This is a genomic window from Agrobacterium sp. M50-1, from assembly GCF_049843495.1.
In the GTDB taxonomy this organism is placed as follows: domain Bacteria; phylum Pseudomonadota; class Alphaproteobacteria; order Rhizobiales; family Rhizobiaceae; genus Agrobacterium; species Agrobacterium radiobacter.
This window is the reverse complement of the sequence record NZ_JBBHZH010000003.1, coordinates 43792-59785: the sequence shown is the minus strand read 5'-3', so window position 1 is coordinate 59785 and position 15994 is coordinate 43792. Positions and strand designations below refer to the sequence as shown.

Here is a 15994-nt window from a genome sequence, read left to right as displayed (position 1 = left end):
TTCGTAGCAAATTGGTCTCTGCGCGACAAGCGGATGTACACCTATGTCGAAAAGAAAGACAATTGTGCTTTGTAAATTGACACAAGTGTACATTTCCGCTTAGCCTTGGGACAGAAACCCTTTTGGAGCAGGCTATGTCGAGTGATCCCCTTCTTCAGCCCTACCAGCTAAAACACCTCACGCTGCGCAACCGCATCATCGTCACCTCGCACGAACCCGCCTATCCCGAGGATGGCATGCCGAAGGGGCGTTACCGCGCCTACACGGTGGAGCGGGCGAAGGGCGGCGTTGCGCTCACAATGACGGCCGGCTCCGCCGCCGTCTCCAGGGACAGCCCACCCGTCTTCAACAACCTGCTCGCCTACAAGGATGAAATCGTCCCGTGGATCCGGGAAATGACCGACGCCGTGCATGAACAGGGCGCGGCGATCATGATCCAGCTCACGCATCTCGGTCGCCGCACCCGCTGGGACAAGGGCGACTGGCTGCCGATCGTTGCCCCGTCCCATCATCGCGAAGCGGCGCATCGGGCTTTTCCGAAGAAGATCGAGGACTGGGATATCGAGCGTATCATCAAGGACTTCGCCGACGCCGCCGAACGCATGAAGGCGGGTGGCATGGACGGCGTGGAACTGGAAGCCTATGGCCATCTGATCGACCAGTTCGTCTCGCCGCTGACCAACGAACTGGACGGCCCCTATGGCGGCCCGCTTGAAAACCGCATGCGCTTCTGTCTCGACATTTTCAGGGCGATGCGCGAACGCGTGGGCGACGATTTCATCCTCGGCGTCCGTTATACCGCCGACGAATGTCTCGAGGGCGGCACCGGAAAGGCTGAGGGCATCGAAATCGCCAGACGGTTGAAGGACAGCGGCCTGATCGATTATCTCAATGTCATCAGGGGCCATATCGACACCGACCCGGGCCTGACCGACGTCATCCCCATTCAGGGCATGGCCAACGCGCCGCATCTCGATTTCGCCGGTGAAATCCGCGCCGCGACCAGTTTCCCGACATTCCACGCCGCCAAGATCCCCGATGTCGCCACCGCGCGCCACGCCATCGCTGCTGGTGAGGTGGACATGGTGGGCATGACCCGCGCCCACATGACCGATCCGCATATCGTGCGCAAGATCATGGAAAAACGCGAGGACGATATTCGCCCCTGTGTTGGCGCCAATTATTGTCTCGACCGCATCTATCAGGGGGGTCTCGCTTTCTGCATCCACAATGCGGCAACCGGCCGTGAGGAAACCATGCCGCACGAAATACCCAAAGCGGCTGAGCGCCGGAAGGTGGTGATTGTCGGCGCAGGACCGGCCGGGCTCGAGGCCGCGCGCGTCTGCGCCGAGCGCGGCCATGACGTCGTCGTTTTTGAGGCCGCCAACAATCCCGGCGGCCAGATCCGGTTGACGGCGCAAAGCGAACGCCGTCGTGAGATGATCAGCATCATCGACTGGCGCATGGGCCAGTGCGAAAGACTGGGCGTCACCTTTCACTTCAACAGCTGGGCCGAGGCGGACACGGTTCTCTCGGAAAATCCTGACGTCGTCATCATCGCTACCGGCGGATTGCCGCACACCGATGTGCTTTCCAAGGGCAACGATCTTGTCGTCTCGGCATGGGATATCATTTCCGGGGACGTCAAACCGGGAACGAATGTGCTGGTGTTCGATGACGCCGGCGATCACGCGGGCCTGCAGGCCGCCGAATTTCTGGCAAAGGCAGGCGCAAGGGTTGAGATCATGACGCCTGACCGCGCCTTCGCCCCGGAAGTCATGGCCATGAACCTCGTCCCCTATATGCGCTCCCTGCAAAAGCTCGATGTCACCTTCACCGTTACCTACCGGCTGGAAGCGGCGGAAAGAAACGGCAACCAGCTTATCGCCCATGTCGGCAGCGACTATGGCGGCGTGACGAAATCGAGAACTGTCGACCAGATCGTCGTCAACCACGGCACGATCCCGCTGGACGACCTTTATTTTGACCTCAAGCCCGGCTCGAAGAACCTTGGCGAAATCTCCTACGACGCCCTGCTTTCGGGAGCATCCCAAACAGTTGAGCGCAACCCTGATGGCGCCTACCGGCTCTTCCGGATCGGCGATGCGGTCGCCGCGCGCAATACGCATGCGGCGATCTACGATGCGCTTCGTCTGGCAAAGGACATTTGAGGCGGGCGTTCCCGACACACGGAGGCAGACCAAAGCTGCCTCTGTCGCAATGTAATCCTGAATAGGAGACCGGCGGCGTCAGGCCTGAATCAAGGCGATACCCCGGTTCCTGAACCCCAGCGTCACGTCGCTCGCTGCCGGCAGGCTGGTCTCCACGGCATGGTCGACAATGAAAAGCGTACCGATATCGGTTTCCACCTCATATTCGACGTGACCGCCGAGATAGGCGCTGTGCAGCACCCGGCCGGCAAGCCCCTGCCCGCCCGGCTGTCCGATGGAAATCGAGCCGGGACGAACCGCGAGTTTGGCTGGGCCCGGCCGGGCATTGCGGGCCGAGACCCGATGATCGATCCCGCCGACGCGGATCAGCGCATCGACGCCCTCAACGCCGATGACCTCGCAACCGACGACATTGGCCTCGCCCATGAAATCGGCGATGAAGGCGGAAGCCGGGGCTTCGTAAAGATCGCGTGGCGCACCCGACTGAGCGATCTCGCCATCCTTCATCACGATGATCCGGTCGGAAACAGCCAGCGCCTCATCCTGATCATGCGTCACATAAACGGCAGTAAAGCCAAGCCGCTGCTGCAATTCGCGGATTTCGGTGCGGACCCGGCGGCGAAGGCGGGCATCGAGGTTGGAAAGCGGCTCGTCCAGCAGCAGAACCTGCGGCTCGAGCACCAGAGCGCGAGCGACCGCGACACGCTGCTGCTGCCCGCCGGAAAGCTCGGCGGGCAGACGATGCCCCATGCCGGCAAGGCCGACAAGCTTCAAGCCCTCTTCCGCCTTTTCCCGTGCCTCCGCCTTGCGCAGCCCGGAGGATTGCAGGCCGTAGGCGACGTTATCGAGCGCCGTCATGTGCGGGAAAAGCGCATAGGACTGGAAGACCATCGAGACATCGCGCTCATTGGCGGGCAGCATGGTCACATCCTTGTCGCCGATTAGGATACGCCCGTTGGTCGGATGTTCGAGGCCAGCCAGCATGCGCAGCGTCGTCGTCTTGCCGCAGCCGGAGGGGCCGAGCAGCGTCACCAGCGTGCCGGGCTCGATGGTGAGCGACAGATCGGGAATGGCGGTGAAAGCACCGAAGGTCTTGCGGACATTCTGGAAGGTGACGGAGCCGGGCTTTACGGAAATCATGCGGTTTTCTCCTGGGCAAGAGGAACGGAGGAAGTGGAGGGCAGGCCGGCGACGCGGTTTTCGCGCCGCAGGCGACGCTCGCCGACAATGAGTTGGAAGCCGGTAATGACGGTGATCATCACCACGATCAGCATGGAGGAATAGGCGATCGCCACCCCATATTCGCCGTTCTCGACGAGGCCGACGATATAGGAGGTCGCCATGTTGTATTCGGCGCTGACGAGGAAGATGACGGCGCTGATCGAGGTGATGGCGCGGACGAAGGAATAGACCAGTGCGGCCGTGATTGCGGGCCTGAGCAGCGGCAGGATGACCTTGCGGATGGTGCGGAAACTATTGGCCCGCAGCGTCAACGAAGCCTCATCAAGGCTCTTGTCGAGCTGGCTCATCGCCGCGATGCCGCCGCGCACGCCGACCGGCATGTTGCGGAACACGAAGCAGGCGATCAGGATCAGCGCCGAGCCCGTCATTTCCACCGGCGGCAGGTTGAAGGCCATGATATAGCTGACGCCGATGACCGTGCCGGGAATGGCAAAGCTCATCATCAGCGCGAATTCGAAGAGGTTCCGCCCGGCAAATTTCTGCCGCACGATGATATAGGCAGTCAAAAGACCGACGGCAGCGGTCAATGGCGCGGAAACCAGCGCGATCTTCATGGTCGTCCAGAACGAGTTCCAGGCTACACCGGTCCAGGCGATGGAGCCATTGGAGAAGCTGATGGAAAAGGCGCGGATGTAGTGGTCGAAGGTCAGGGAATTGTCGAGACCCCAGGTCTTCACGAAACCGCCCACAAGGATCATGCCATAAACAACGATGGTGAAGACCATCCACGGCACGACGACAGCGTGGACGCCGATGGACAGGCCACGCGGAAGCGCGATATGCGCGCCGCTGTCGCCCTTCCCCGTCACCGTGGCGAAATTCTTGCCTGCCAGCCATAAACGCTGGGCAAGGAAGGCCGAAAGCGTGAAGCACAGCAGGATGATCGCCAGAACCGCGGCGCGGGACGGATCATTCTGCGAGCCGACGACGGCAAAGAAGATTTCCGTCGACAGCACACCATGCGTGCCGCCGAGCACCAGCGGATTGCCAAAATCCGCCATGCTCTCGATGAAGCCGATCAGGAAGGCATTGGCGAGCCCGGGCTTCATCAGTGGCAGAGACACCCGCCAGAAGGTGCGCCAGCGGTCGGCGCGCAGCGTCTGCGAGGCTTCTTCCATTGACGGGCTGACGCCTTCGACCACGCCGATCAGCACCAGAAACGAGATGGGCGTGAAGGAAAGGACCTGCGCAATCCAGATGCCGGTCATGCCGTAAAGCCAGCGACCCGGTTCGATACCGAAGAGATAGGAAAGCCATTCGGTGACGACGCCGGCGCGGCCGAAAAGCAGCGTCAAAGCAAGGCCGATGACAAAAGGCGGCGTGATGATCGGCAGAACCGTCAGAAGCCGCAAGCCCTTCTTGAACGGAAAGCGCGTGCGGGTGGCGATCAATGCAAAGCCAAGACCGAGCACGGTCGAGCCGAAGGCGGTCATCAGGGCCAGGAACAGCGTGCGCCAGGCAACACCGCAACGCTCTTCACCCATCACGCAGCCGAGGCTCCAGATGCCGGGATCCTTGATATTGCGGATGAAGCCTTCGGCGTTGAAGGAGCCGTCGAAATCCTGAACGGACGCGACCAGCATGCTGCCGATCGGATAAAAGACAAAAACCGTGACAAGGAAGACGAGAACGGAAATGGCGCCGACAACGAAGGCGTCGCCCTTCATGACGCCGCGTTCGGCAAGCCCGAAGGCAAAAAGAAGCACGAAGACGAACGACATGACGACGGCCCCAGCTCCCATGGAGGGCTGGCCATCGGCAAGCATGCCGAAGAGGTTTTCGCTCACTGACCAGCTCCAGCCGGTAAAGCCGATGGCCAGCCCCTGCAGGGCGAGGAAAACGAGACCGACGGCTCCGATAATCGCAAGCAACCGCCCACGCCGCATCGGATCATGAATGGGCCGGACAAGGCATGCGGCAAGGAAGAAGACAACGACGCCGGCAAGCCACGGTTTTCCATAGGACAATATCTGCAGCACACCGGGAGCATCGCTGCCGGAAGAGAAAAATCCGGATAGCCAGCGGAAGCTGAAAAAGCCGCCTTCTATGCGATACCAGGGAAGAAAAATGAGGGCAAAAGCCCCGAGCGCCAGGACCATGTCCAGCCTGCGATTGCCACGTGTCATGGCCGACCTCGCTTATTTCATGCCGATGAAAGAGTGGCGGACACCCCGGCTTTGAAAGCCGGGATGCCTATCGCCGGAGTTAAGATCAGTTCGCGACCGCACCGACCTCACGGTCCCAGCGTTCCAGCAGCGCCTTGCGCTTGGCCGGATCGCCATAGGTCTTGAAGTCGTAGTCGATGAGCTTGATGTCTTCGAACTTCGGCGCTTCCTTCGGCACTTCCGCCGTCTTGTTGGAGGGAAGCTGGAAGGACTTGGCGTCCTTCATGCGTGACTGCACGTCCGGCTTCAGCGCCCAGTCGTACCAGGTCTTCGCATTGTCGAGGTTGCGGGCGCCCTTGATGATCGACATGGAGCCGATCTCGTAACCCGTGCCTTCGCACGGTGCGATTGATTTGACCGGGAAGCCTTCCGCCGTCTGCGCCACCGCATCATGCATGAAGACGATGCCGAGCGCCGTTTCGCCACGCGCCGCCGCCTTGACCGGTGCCGAACCGGACTTGGTATATTGCGAGATATTGGCGTTGAGCTTCTTCAGATAGTCGATCGCCTGATCCTCGCCCATGATCTGCACGAGCGACGCCAGCGCCGTATAGGCGGTGCCGGACGAATTCGGATTGGCGATCTGGATTTCGCCCTTCAGCTCCGGCGCCAGCAGATCGGCCCAGCACTTCGGCTCCTTATAGCCCTTGGACTTGAAGATTTCCGTGTTGTAGCCCCAGCCCAGCGCGCCTGCATAAACGCCGACAGTCCTGTAACCGGTGCTTTCCGCCTGTTTGACGGCCCAGTCCTGCAGTTGATCCAGCATCGGCGACTTGTATTCGAGCGTCAGGTTCTCGGATGCCGCCTGCATGTGCGGATCGCCGGTGCCGGCCCACCAGATATCGGTCTTGGGGTTACGGGCTTCCGCGCGCACCTTGGCGTAGGTCTCGCCCGAAGACAGGCGCACCATATTGACCTTGATGTCGTGTGACTTTTCGAAATCGCCCTTCATCTGTTCGCAGATGACGACATCGGCCGAGCAGATCAGGTTAAGTTCGCCCGCCGCCTGAGCGGAAACGGCGCTAAGCGCCGTACCGGCAAAAAGCAGGGTGGAGAGTATTGTCAGTCGCATGGTTATCCTCCTGTAGCTTGCGTCTGAATTCTTGGGCCACGCGCAGACATGGCTCTGCCGGTCGCGACACCTTGTGGAGCGCGTGCTGTCTTTTGGGATGTTGGTTTTTGCCCTACTGGGTCGGGTGGATTTCGCTGTCGAAGCGGCTCAATAACCGACTTCGCTCTTCAGGCTGGCCAAAGGTGGCGAAGTCGTAATCCACCATCTTGATCATCGATATGTCAGGTGCGGTCAGCGGCAATGTCGCCCGGGCGTTGGAAGGCACCTGGTTCTGGCCGGCCGCGGCCCCGGTCGCCTGCCCTTGCGGGCTCAGCGCAAATTCCACGAAGCTTTGCGCAAGGGCAGGATTGCGATTGCCCTTGACGATGCTGACTGCCCCGATTTCATAACCGGTACCCTCGCACGGCGCGACGATGACAAGCGGGAAACCCTCGATCTTCTGGGTCACGGCATCGTGCATGAAGGAAATCCCGATCATGATCTCGCCCCGCGCCGCCGCCTTGACCGGCGCTGCACCAACCTTGGTATAGCTCACGACATTCTGGTTGAGCTTCGCCATGAAACCAAAAGCTTCCTCCTCGCCAAACAGCTGGACGAGAGTGGCCAGCATGGTGAAGGCCGTACCGGAATAGTTTGGATTGCCGGTCAGGATATGGCCGCGATAGACATCCTTCGCCAAGTCCTTCCAACAGGTCGGCGCCGGCAGATTGTTCTTCGCAAGCAGTTCCGAATTATAGGCAAAACCCAGCGCGCCGGCATAGACTCCGGCAGACCGCGATCCCGACATCACGGAGAAATTCTGCGCCCAGGGCAACAAATCCTGCTGATGGACAGGCCGGTATTCATCCAGCAACCCTTCCGAACCCGCCTGCAAGTGGGTGTCGCCGGTACCACCCCACCAGACATCAACCGTAGGATGGGATCGTTCGGCACGGATCTGATCGAGGATTTCGCCGGTGCTCTTCCGCACCATTGATATTTCGAGACCGGCCTTGGCTTCGAAAGCCCGCTTCATGGTCAAACACCAGGCCTCGTCGACGCCGCACAGGACGCTCAACTTCGGCTCGGCCATGCCATGCCCTGCGCCGCACAGCCAAAGGACCATGCTCGCCGCAAGTGCGGTCAATCGTTTCACTTAAAGCCTCCCTGCCTGGAACCTCCCCGTTCCAGTCTCCACCAACAGCATGTCACATCCAGCCCGCACCGCAATCGAAGAATGGTTACCAATCTTTCACCGCACCGCCGAACAAGATTACAGATATTACAATTATGACAGGGGAGATAACCAGCCAGCCTTTGAAGATCGCCGCCGCCATGCCTATGATGATGGCGGGAGGAATATGCAGTGCTTAATCAGAAGGTTCGCATTCTGATCGTTGAGGACGATCCGGATATGGCCGAGCTCATCTCGGACCTCATCGAGGCGGAGGGCTGGCTGCCCACCTGCGCGCGCTCCGCCGAGGAGGCGGACGAGATATTGGCGAAGGACAGGATGGAGCTCGTCCTCGTCGACCACAATCTGCCCGGCACATCCGGGCGCACCTTTGCCCAGCGGCTGCGCAGCCAGATCGACATCGGCATCGTTATGGTCACCGCCGCCGGCAGTGCCGCCGACCGGGTGCTCGGTCTGGAAACCGCTGCCGATGATTATGTGGTCAAACCCTTCGAACCGATCGAACTCACGGCGCGGATCAAGGCCGTCCTGCGACGAACAATCCCGTCGCTGAAACAGGACAAGGACAGCGAGCGTGAGCACGGCCGCACAGCGCTGCGCCTCGGCGACTGGGCGATCGATCTCGATGCCCGTCGCGCCGTCTGCCTTGCTGACCGCAGCCGCACCCTCACCAGCGCCGAATTCGCGCTTCTGGAAATTCTCGCCGAAACACCCAACCAGGCCGTCAGCCGCTCCCAGATTCTCGACAGGCTAGGTTCGGAGAGCGACCGTTATATCGACAGAAATGTCGACGTGCTGGTGCTGCGGCTCAGGCGCAAGATCGAGCGTAACCCGGATCTTCCGCGTCACATCAAGACGCGGCGCGGCAAGGGTTATGTCCTGCATACCGACGAGGGCGAGCTTTCCCCGTGATCAGCCGCTCTTTCCTTTCCTCGATCGCCTTTCGCCTGCCCTTTGCGATCGTCTTTACCTGCATCCTCGTCTTCAGTCTTTCCGCCATCGCCATTTACGGCCTGCAGCGCGCCCGCGATGAAATGGCGGCCTATGGATTGCAGGCCTTTTCCAGCCTCGCCAAGGCGTCGCTGGTCTCGCGGCAGGTCTCCGATCTCGTCTCCAGCGCACCGTTTCTGATGAATGCCGCCTCGCCCTATCGCGTTTCCAGCGAAAGCCGCTCCGTGGTCCAGCAGGTCGACCTGCTGTTGCAGATGACGGGTCCAGACAGCGGCGAACGGGCCGCACGCGGCTTTGCGAGCGAGCGTATCGTTGAACTGCTTCAGCTTATCCGGGCGCAGACACTGGACCTCGCAAAGGACGCCGATGCCGCGCAGGGGCACAAGGCAGAGGCGGCGGCAGCACTCGGTGAAATCGCCACCGGTCAGGGCATCCTCGATCCGGAACTGCGCCGGCGAATGAACGGCATCGTGCAGGCCGCATCTGCATCCGACAGCCTTTTCCAGCTTGGCGAACTGCGCCGCCGCTACATGGCGGAAACAACGGCGCGCCAGCAGGGTTACCCCGGCGAGCGGCTGCCCGAGTCCGAGTTACAGCCCTATGAGCGGGTATTCGAGGCCCAGAGCCGTTACCTTCTGGAGATGTTCGCGATCCGCGCGTCGGTCTCCCGGCTTCACACCGTATCGCGCGATCTTTCCCATGTGACCGAAACCCAGGGCGACGCGGTTGCGCGAAGCCTGAATGAAGACCTCATTTCGACCTCCGATGCTCTTAACCGGCTGCTGATCATTGTTGCCGTGGCCTCGCTGCTGGTTCTCATCGTGGCAATCTTCTCGATCCGCTCGGTAATGCGTGTCTCGCGCGGGATCGTGACGCTCTCCAACGGCATGAATGCCCTCGCCAAGGGGGAAAAGGACGTCGGGCCGCCCTCTTATACGGGTCCCGAAACGGAGTTGATCCGGCTGCTCGACGCATTCCGCGCCTTCCACGACAGCGTCGATCGCGTCTCGCGCCTCAGGCGCACGGCGGAAGCGGCGGCCCGCACCATTCGCTCGACCTTCCGCAACATGAATGAGGGAATAGCGCTGTTCGATCCGGCCGGCCGGCCCATCACCATGAACCGCCGCATCATCGAACTCGTCGGACGCTCCGGCTCGTCGCGAAAACTGCCGCTTCGCCGGTTTGTCGAACCCATCCCGGAAATCGACCCGGCTCTACTGCCCTTCGATACAGAGCCGGGGGAATTGCTCGACCGCGCAGTCGTGCGCCATCGCACTGACGATCAGCGGGTGATCGAAGTCTCGATGTCACGCCAGCCGGATGGCGGCATCGTGCTGCTCGCCCGCGATGTGACCGCTCTCGACCGTCAGGAAGCGGAAGCCGTGAAGGCCCAACGGCTTGATGGCATTATGCGCATGACCCACCAGCTCAGCCATGAAGTGGGCAACATGATCGGCATCATCACCGGCAGCCTCGGCCTTCTGGAACGGGAAGCCGGTTTCAACGATCGCCAGAAGCGGCACATCGCCCGTATCCGCAAGGCGGCAGACCGCGGCCGGTCTCTGGCCACCAGCATGCTCACCATCGGCAGCCAGCAGCCGATCCACCCAAGCGTCATCAATGTCGCAAGCCTGCTGCGGGGCATGGCCGATATTCTGGAAATCGCCGTCGGCCCCAAATGCCGGATCGCGCTTGATACCGATGACAATCTTCCCTCGATACCGCTGGACCCTGCCCTCTTTGAGCAATCCATTCTCAATCTATGCCTCAATGCCGCAGCCGCCATGCCCGATGGCGGCCTGATTTCGATCGAGGCCGCCTCTGGAAAAGATACGCTGGTGATCACCGTCACCGACGAGGGCATCGGCATGACGCCGGAGGCCGTGGACAAGGCGTTCGAGCCCTATTTCACCACGCGGGGCGATCATGGCGGTGCGGGCCTTGGCCTCGCCATGGTCTACGGGTTCGTCCGCCAGAGCGGCGGTGAAGCGCATATCAGTTCCAGACCCGGCGAAGGCGCAAGGGTGGAACTGACATTCCCGGCAAATGCCGGCCACACCTAGCGGGCAAGCTGTGCGGATTCGATAGAATCCGCCAGTATCTCCAGCCCAAGGTCGATTTCCGAATCCGATACCGTCAGCGCCGGCGCAATGCGGAAAACGCCGCCCATGCCGGGCAGCTTGACGATGTTCATGCTGAGGCCACGCAACATCGCCTCCTGCATGATGCGCGCACCAAGTTCGAAACCCGGGGCTTTCGTGTGGCGGTCTGCGACGACTTCAAGTCCGAGCAAAAGCCCGCGCCCGCGCACATCTCCAACGCATTCGAACCGTTGCTGCAGCGAGAGCAGCCCCTCCTTCAAACGATTTCCGCGGGCAATCGCCTGTTCCACCAGACCATCTCGCGCCACCACATCGAGAACCGTCACGCCGACAGCCGCCGGCAGGGGATCGGAAACATGGGTCGTATAGAACAGAAAACCCCTCTCGAAAGCCTTCTGCTCGACCTCCGCACGCGTCATCACCGCCGCAAGCGGCAAGCCGGCGCCGAGCGTCTTCGACAGCGTCATGATATCAGGCGTCACGCCATCGCGCTGAAAGGCGAACATGTGTCCGGTCCGGCCGACGCCGGTCTGCGCCTCATCGAGGATGAGCAACATGCCCCGCTCCTCGCACTTTTTCTTCAGGGCAGCGAGATAACCGAGGGGCAATTCGAGGATACCGCCGCTCGACAGGATCGGTTCGGCAATGAAGGCGGCGAGATTGCCCGTCGACTGGCGATCGATCAATTCGAAGGCATCGTCAAGCTCCGCCTGCCAGTCATTCGATCCATCGGGGTTCTTGAAGCGCGGACGATAGGCATTCGGCGCGGGAATAACGAGTGAGCCGGCCGTCGCCGGGCCATACCCCCGGCGGCCGGCGCTATAGGTGGCGGAGGCCGCAGCACCGGTCATGCCGTGCCAGCTCTGTGCGAAGGCGACGATCTCATGCCCGCCGGTCACGAGCTTCGCCTTGCGGATCGCCGCTTCGTTGGATTCAGCGCCTGTTGTCAGCAATTGCACGCGATCGAGACCCGGCGCCAGAGCCGCCAGCCGCGCCGCAAGTTCAACGACCGGGCGGGACAACATGCCGGAAAACAGATGCGCAACCGATGCCATCTGCCGGTTGACGGTGGCGACAATATCCGGATGGGTATGTCCGAGCAAAGCGCTCATCTGGCCGGAGGTGAAATCGAGAATGGCGCGGCCATCCGCATCATAAACGAAACTTCCCTCGGCCCGCTCGACGATGATCTCCTCAAAGGCGGGTCCGTAACGGGTCAGGTGTTTATTGGCAGCGTCCCAGAATGCCGGTTCGTCGTTGAGCGAGGCGAAGTTCTTCGCGAGATTGTCCATGGCTCGTTCCCCAAAGTTTATCTTGCCGAAACATAACAACCCATTGCCACCCCGGTCCAATTGATAGTATTTTATTCCGATATCGATAATTTTGATATCGCCATGCTCGACCTTACGCTCCTGAAGAACTTTACCATTGTCGCGCGAGCTGGCTCCATCAGCGTCGCCGCCACACAGATCGGGCGCACCCAATCCGCGCTCAGCACACAAATGCAGCGGCTGGAGGAACTGGTCGGCCACACGCTGCTGCAGCGAACGGGTTCGGGAGTACGTATAACCGCGGCGGGCGAGAAGCTGCTCGCCCATGCCAGCGCGCTTCTTGCCCGGCATGATGAAATCCTTGCCGACATGGGCGAGGCGACGCTGCAGGGAACCGTCAGCCTGGGCTGCCCTGAAGATTACTCCATCGCCTTCCTGCCGGAACTGCTGAAAGGTTTCTTCAGCACCTACCCGAAAGTCGATCTGCGCATGGTCTGCGCTCCCACGACGGAATTGCGTCCCCTCCTGCAGCGCCGCCAGATTGACATGGCGCTGGTTTCGCAATCCGATCCTGAACACCGCGACGTGCTCCGCAGGGAAAGTTTCGTCTGGGTGGCGGACAGGCCGGAACCGGACCTCATCACCAAGGATGTGCTGCCGCTGGCGCTCTCAGCACCCGTGACGCTCGATCATCGCGCGGCGTGCGACGCCATGGAAACCGCCAATCGCCGCTACCGTGTCGCCTTTGCCAGCAACAGCCTTGCCGGCCTCATCGCAATCGCGCGTTCCGGCCTTGCCATCAGCGTTCTGACCAGAACCGCCGTTCCACCGGACCTTCATATTGTCAAAAGCGGACTGCCACCCCTGCCGACAATCGGCATCGCAATCGAGTTTACCGATCCGCAGACGTCATCGGCAGCCAGGGCGCTCGGCGATCACATCCGCGCTGTTCTTCCGGGTCTCAGCCTTTAACGCCGGTCGATCCGTCGCTCCGACCTACAGTCGTTTGGTCCTGAATTTGAAATGAGAACGTCTTTATGGGCAAATCTAATCTCTTCGCGATCTTAAGCGTAAGAATATCGGAACGACAGACATGTGACCGTTCATGAAGAAAACGGCTCATCGCGATGCTCTTTGCTACAAGCGGCAACGCGGTAAACGCGCCTTTTTCCAGCTTTGTTATTGCCAAGGTGGGACCGCTGACTTGATGCGGATCACCGCAACCGCTATGCGATGATGTCGCACATCAAAAAACGAGGACATCATGGCAACTGGTATCGTAAAATTCTTCGCTCAAGATAAAGGCTTCGGCTTCATCACTCCCGACAGTGGTGGCCCTGACGTCTTCGTCCATATCTCAGCCGTCGGATTTGGCGGCGCCCTGCAGGATGGCCAGAAGGTCAGCTACGACGTGGGACAGGACCGCAAGACCGGCAAGTCCAAGGCAGAAAACGTAACTGTCCTCTGACAGGCCACTCTGTCGTCGAATGTGAGTGCCCCGTTCGAAATGACCAATGTCACTTCGAACGGGGCACCTGCTTTTCGGTCCTGTCGAACGGAAAGACAGGAGCGGCAGGCAAAGAACTGAAATGTAAAAGCCGCACGAGGACGTTGGTTCTCGCGCATGAGTATCTGGAGAACCTGCAGATATCTTCCGAACCGTGTCGTATTATCGTCGAATCTCGCTGTATAGGGCGGTCTCCGGAGCAACTGCATCAAGTCGGCGACAGGGGTTCAGACACGTTATTTCTGCGATAACGAGAACCAGATAGACTTGGCCTTCGATGCCGCGCACAAGACAATTGATGCTGCCGGGCCGGACCACCCCCTCAGCAGGGGCACTGGGCGATCACATTCGCGCTCTTCTTCCGGGGCACTGTCCTTAACCTTAAATGACCTGTCCGTTTGACCCATATGCCTGGCTTTGAATAGCCCCGAGTTTGGTAGACACCCTCGAGTTAGATTTTCTGCTACTTCTCGAACTCGGCGGGAGTTCGACGGTAATGGGGAGCCAGTGCGTGGCCTGCGTTCGATTGACACCAATGTGGCAACCACTGTCTGGATTTTTGAGCGGTACGCGAATGGCGTGAGCCCCGTTATGCTTCTGTCAAGGCCGGAGCAACGTCGCGGCCGGCCTTATAAAACTCTTACGCCCGCGCTTGAAACCCATAGCAGGTTCGCGCAGCCCGCCGAAGACCTCGGTCTCGTCCTCGCCTTCCATGACGACGATATCGGCTATCGCCCCGACAGCCAGCCCGTAACCTTCGATCCGCATCAACCGGGCTGCATCCTCCGAGACAAGATCCAGACAGGCTGCAAAATCCTCCGGCCCGAGATGCATGACATTGGCGTAGAGATTGGCCATGCGCAGCAGCGAACAGTCGCCGAAGGGCGTGAACGGGTTGAGAATATTGTTGCTGGCGATGGATGCGGTGACGCCCCGATCCCTCAGTATATGCACGGGTGCAATACCTCGAACGGCGCGAAAGCCGGCTTCCCGGCCGTTCAGATAGAGATCGGTCGACGGCAGCGCCGTCACCCCGACGCCCGCCTGGCGCAACCGCGAAACCCGACGTTCGAATGCTGCCTCGTCCATCGCCGCAAGCTTGGTAGCGTGGCCGACAGTCACCCTGCCCCGCCAATCGGCCCCCTCCGTCCGCTCGCAAATCTCCTCCAGATGCCCCCAGCTCGGATCGAGGTCGAAATCCAGATGAAAATCCAGATCCACGTCATGCCGCGTGGCCATGGTGAAAAGCCGCTCCATTTGGCCGGACGGATCGCTGTCGGTATAGGGACAGCCACCGAGAAGGTCCGCGCCCTCCCCAAGCGCCTGCTCCAGCAGGTCCTCCGTGCCAGGATCGTTGGTCAGCCCTTCTTGCGGGAAGACGCAGATGGAAAGATCGAGCGCGAAGGCATAATCCTGTCTCAACCGCTTTATCGCCTCGAAGCTGCGCAGACCCGCCCGCGGATCGACCTCAACATGGGTGCGCATATGCATCGTACCTTTGGCAATCGCCATCTCTATCGTCCGCGCCCCGCGGGCATAGACGTCCTCGACCGTATAGTCCCGCTTCAGATGGGCAACCGCGGCAATCGCCCCCTTCAGCCCACCTCCGGCATTGCCGCAACGGCAGAGCAGACAGGACTTGTCGAGATGCACATGGGTATCGACGAAGCCCGGCAGCACCAGCCGCCCGCCGATCGACTCATCCTCGTGGCCCGCGCCGGCGGCGATCCGGCCAATGGCGGCGATGCGGCCATCCACAATGCCTATATCCTGCAGCACGGCACACCCCCTCAGGCGCACATCGCGTAGCACGAGATCGAAGGATTCTTGAAATGACATATTGCGACTCGAGGCGTAATTTTTGTAACACTTACTGTATGCACTTTTGATATAAAATTCGCAACAGTCCTGGAGATATCGATGCACAAGACAACAGAACGCGACCTGCAGGCAGTGAAGGACTATCTCGCTGCCTCCATGGCGCCCGATCCGGTTCGCGCCGCGACCTATGTCGCTCCCGGCTTCACCTGCCGCTTCACCGGCAACCGGCTTTTTGACACGCCAAGCGGCCCGACCAGCTTCAATGCCTCCCGCTACAAATGGGTGAAAAAACGCATAGAGCGCTATGACGTCGTGCCGGGCGAAACCGAAACCATCATCTACAGCCTAGGCTATCTCCACGGCGAATGGCCGGACGGCACCCCTTTCGACAACAACCGCTATATCGACCGGTTCACGGTACGCGACGGCCTGATCATCGACACCGACGTCTGGAACGACAGCGCCGAATGGATACTCGACCCGTCCATCGCCCGCTGAATGCCCGTTAAAGGGGCCAT

Annotated in this window: 12 protein-coding genes; 6 read left to right on the top strand and 6 right to left on the bottom strand. The window is 60.6% G+C overall.

All coding sequences use genetic code 11. The features are described 5' to 3' along the window. Nucleotides 1-134: 134 nt before the first annotated feature. Nucleotides 135-2171 (top strand): FAD-dependent oxidoreductase, encoded by a 2037-nt coding sequence (locus WDZ78_RS07830; RefSeq protein ID WP_425672732.1) that lies wholly within the window; start codon nt 135-137, stop codon nt 2169-2171. 78 nt (nt 2172-2249) lie between these two features. Here WDZ78_RS07830 and WDZ78_RS07825 read toward each other — a convergent pair whose 3' ends face one another. The 4 genes from WDZ78_RS07825 to WDZ78_RS07810 form a co-directional block, all read right to left on the bottom strand. Further along, nucleotides 2250-3311 carry an ABC transporter ATP-binding protein gene (locus WDZ78_RS07825; protein ID WP_425672731.1) on the bottom strand — a complete coding sequence of 354 codons (1062 nt, stop codon included), beginning with the start codon at nt 3309-3311 and terminating at the stop codon, nt 2250-2252. Further along, nucleotides 3308-5539 (bottom strand): ABC transporter permease, encoded by a 2232-nt coding sequence (locus tag WDZ78_RS07820; RefSeq protein WP_425672730.1) that lies wholly within the window; start codon nt 5537-5539, stop codon nt 3308-3310. The genes WDZ78_RS07825 and WDZ78_RS07820 overlap by 4 nt, the downstream gene beginning before the upstream one ends. Nucleotides 5540-5624: 85 nt before the next feature. Beyond that, nucleotides 5625-6650: an ABC transporter substrate-binding protein gene (locus WDZ78_RS07815; RefSeq protein ID WP_020011729.1), complete on the bottom strand. Its 1026-nt coding sequence runs from the start codon at nt 6648-6650 to the stop codon at nt 5625-5627. 112 nt (nt 6651-6762) lie between these two features. Then, on the bottom strand, nt 6763-7755 hold the full coding sequence (locus tag WDZ78_RS07810) for an ABC transporter substrate-binding protein (RefSeq protein ID WP_425672962.1): 993 nt from the start codon (nt 7753-7755) through the stop codon (nt 6763-6765). A gap of 240 nt (nt 7756-7995) precedes the next feature. Here WDZ78_RS07810 and WDZ78_RS07805 point away from each other — a divergent pair, with 240 nt between their 5' ends. Both WDZ78_RS07805 and WDZ78_RS07800 read left to right on the top strand, forming a co-directional pair. Continuing rightward, the gene (locus WDZ78_RS07805; protein WP_425672729.1) at nt 7996-8736 is read left to right on the top strand and encodes a response regulator transcription factor; all 741 of its coding nucleotides are present in this window, start codon (nt 7996-7998) and stop codon (nt 8734-8736) included. After that, on the top strand, nt 8733-10838 hold the full coding sequence (locus WDZ78_RS07800) for a sensor histidine kinase (RefSeq protein WP_425672728.1): 2106 nt from the start codon (nt 8733-8735) through the stop codon (nt 10836-10838). Before WDZ78_RS07805 ends, WDZ78_RS07800 begins: the two co-directional genes overlap by 4 nt. Here the strand turns inward: WDZ78_RS07800 and WDZ78_RS07795 are convergent. After that, nucleotides 10835-12169: an aspartate aminotransferase family protein gene (locus WDZ78_RS07795; protein ID WP_425672727.1), complete on the bottom strand. Its 1335-nt coding sequence runs from the start codon at nt 12167-12169 to the stop codon at nt 10835-10837. The genes WDZ78_RS07800 and WDZ78_RS07795 overlap by 4 nt on opposite strands. A gap of 102 nt (nt 12170-12271) precedes the next feature. Between WDZ78_RS07795 and WDZ78_RS07790 the strand changes: the two genes are divergently transcribed. After that, the gene (locus WDZ78_RS07790) at nt 12272-13120 is read left to right on the top strand and encodes a LysR family transcriptional regulator (protein ID WP_173992184.1); all 849 of its coding nucleotides are present in this window, start codon (nt 12272-12274) and stop codon (nt 13118-13120) included. Between the two features lie 292 nt (nt 13121-13412). Next, nucleotides 13413-13616 (top strand): cold-shock protein, encoded by a 204-nt coding sequence (locus WDZ78_RS07785; RefSeq protein WP_003503933.1) that lies wholly within the window; start codon nt 13413-13415, stop codon nt 13614-13616. Between the two features lie 639 nt (nt 13617-14255). Here WDZ78_RS07785 and WDZ78_RS07780 read toward each other — a convergent pair. Continuing rightward, a complete protein-coding gene (locus WDZ78_RS07780; protein ID WP_020008996.1) occupies nt 14256-15494 on the bottom strand; it encodes an amidohydrolase family protein in 1239 nt (412 codons plus the stop codon). A gap of 81 nt (nt 15495-15575) precedes the next feature. Here WDZ78_RS07780 and WDZ78_RS07775 point away from each other — a divergent pair, with 81 nt between their 5' ends. Then, nucleotides 15576-15974 carry a hypothetical protein gene (locus WDZ78_RS07775; protein WP_020008995.1) on the top strand — a complete coding sequence of 133 codons (399 nt, stop codon included), beginning with the start codon at nt 15576-15578 and terminating at the stop codon, nt 15972-15974. Nucleotides 15975-15994: the final 20 nt, after the last annotated feature.

Bases quoted from the DNA above. Each gene is read 5' to 3' on its own strand.
- WDZ78_RS07825 (WP_425672731.1), bottom strand. From the start codon at position 3,311: ATGATTTCCGTAAAGCCCGGCTCCGTCACCTTCCAGAATGTCCGCAAG.
- WDZ78_RS07795 (WP_425672727.1), bottom strand. From the start codon at position 12,169: ATGGACAATCTCGCGAAGAACTTCGCCTCGCTCAACGACGAACCGGCA.
- WDZ78_RS07785 (WP_003503933.1), top strand. From the start codon at position 13,413: ATGGCAACTGGTATCGTAAAATTCTTCGCTCAAGATAAAGGCTTCGGC.
- WDZ78_RS07780 (WP_020008996.1), bottom strand. From the start codon at position 15,494: ATGTCATTTCAAGAATCCTTCGATCTCGTGCTACGCGATGTGCGCCTG.
- WDZ78_RS07775 (WP_020008995.1), top strand. From the start codon at position 15,576: ATGCACAAGACAACAGAACGCGACCTGCAGGCAGTGAAGGACTATCTC.
- WDZ78_RS07830 (WP_425672732.1), top strand. From the start codon at position 135: ATGTCGAGTGATCCCCTTCTTCAGCCCTACCAGCTAAAACACCTCACG.
- WDZ78_RS07810 (WP_425672962.1), bottom strand. From the start codon at position 7,755: ATGGTCCTTTGGCTGTGCGGCGCAGGGCATGGCATGGCCGAGCCGAAG.
- WDZ78_RS07790 (WP_173992184.1), top strand. From the start codon at position 12,272: ATGCTCGACCTTACGCTCCTGAAGAACTTTACCATTGTCGCGCGAGCT.
- WDZ78_RS07820 (WP_425672730.1), bottom strand. From the start codon at position 5,539: ATGACACGTGGCAATCGCAGGCTGGACATGGTCCTGGCGCTCGGGGCT.
- WDZ78_RS07815 (WP_020011729.1), bottom strand. From the start codon at position 6,650: ATGCGACTGACAATACTCTCCACCCTGCTTTTTGCCGGTACGGCGCTT.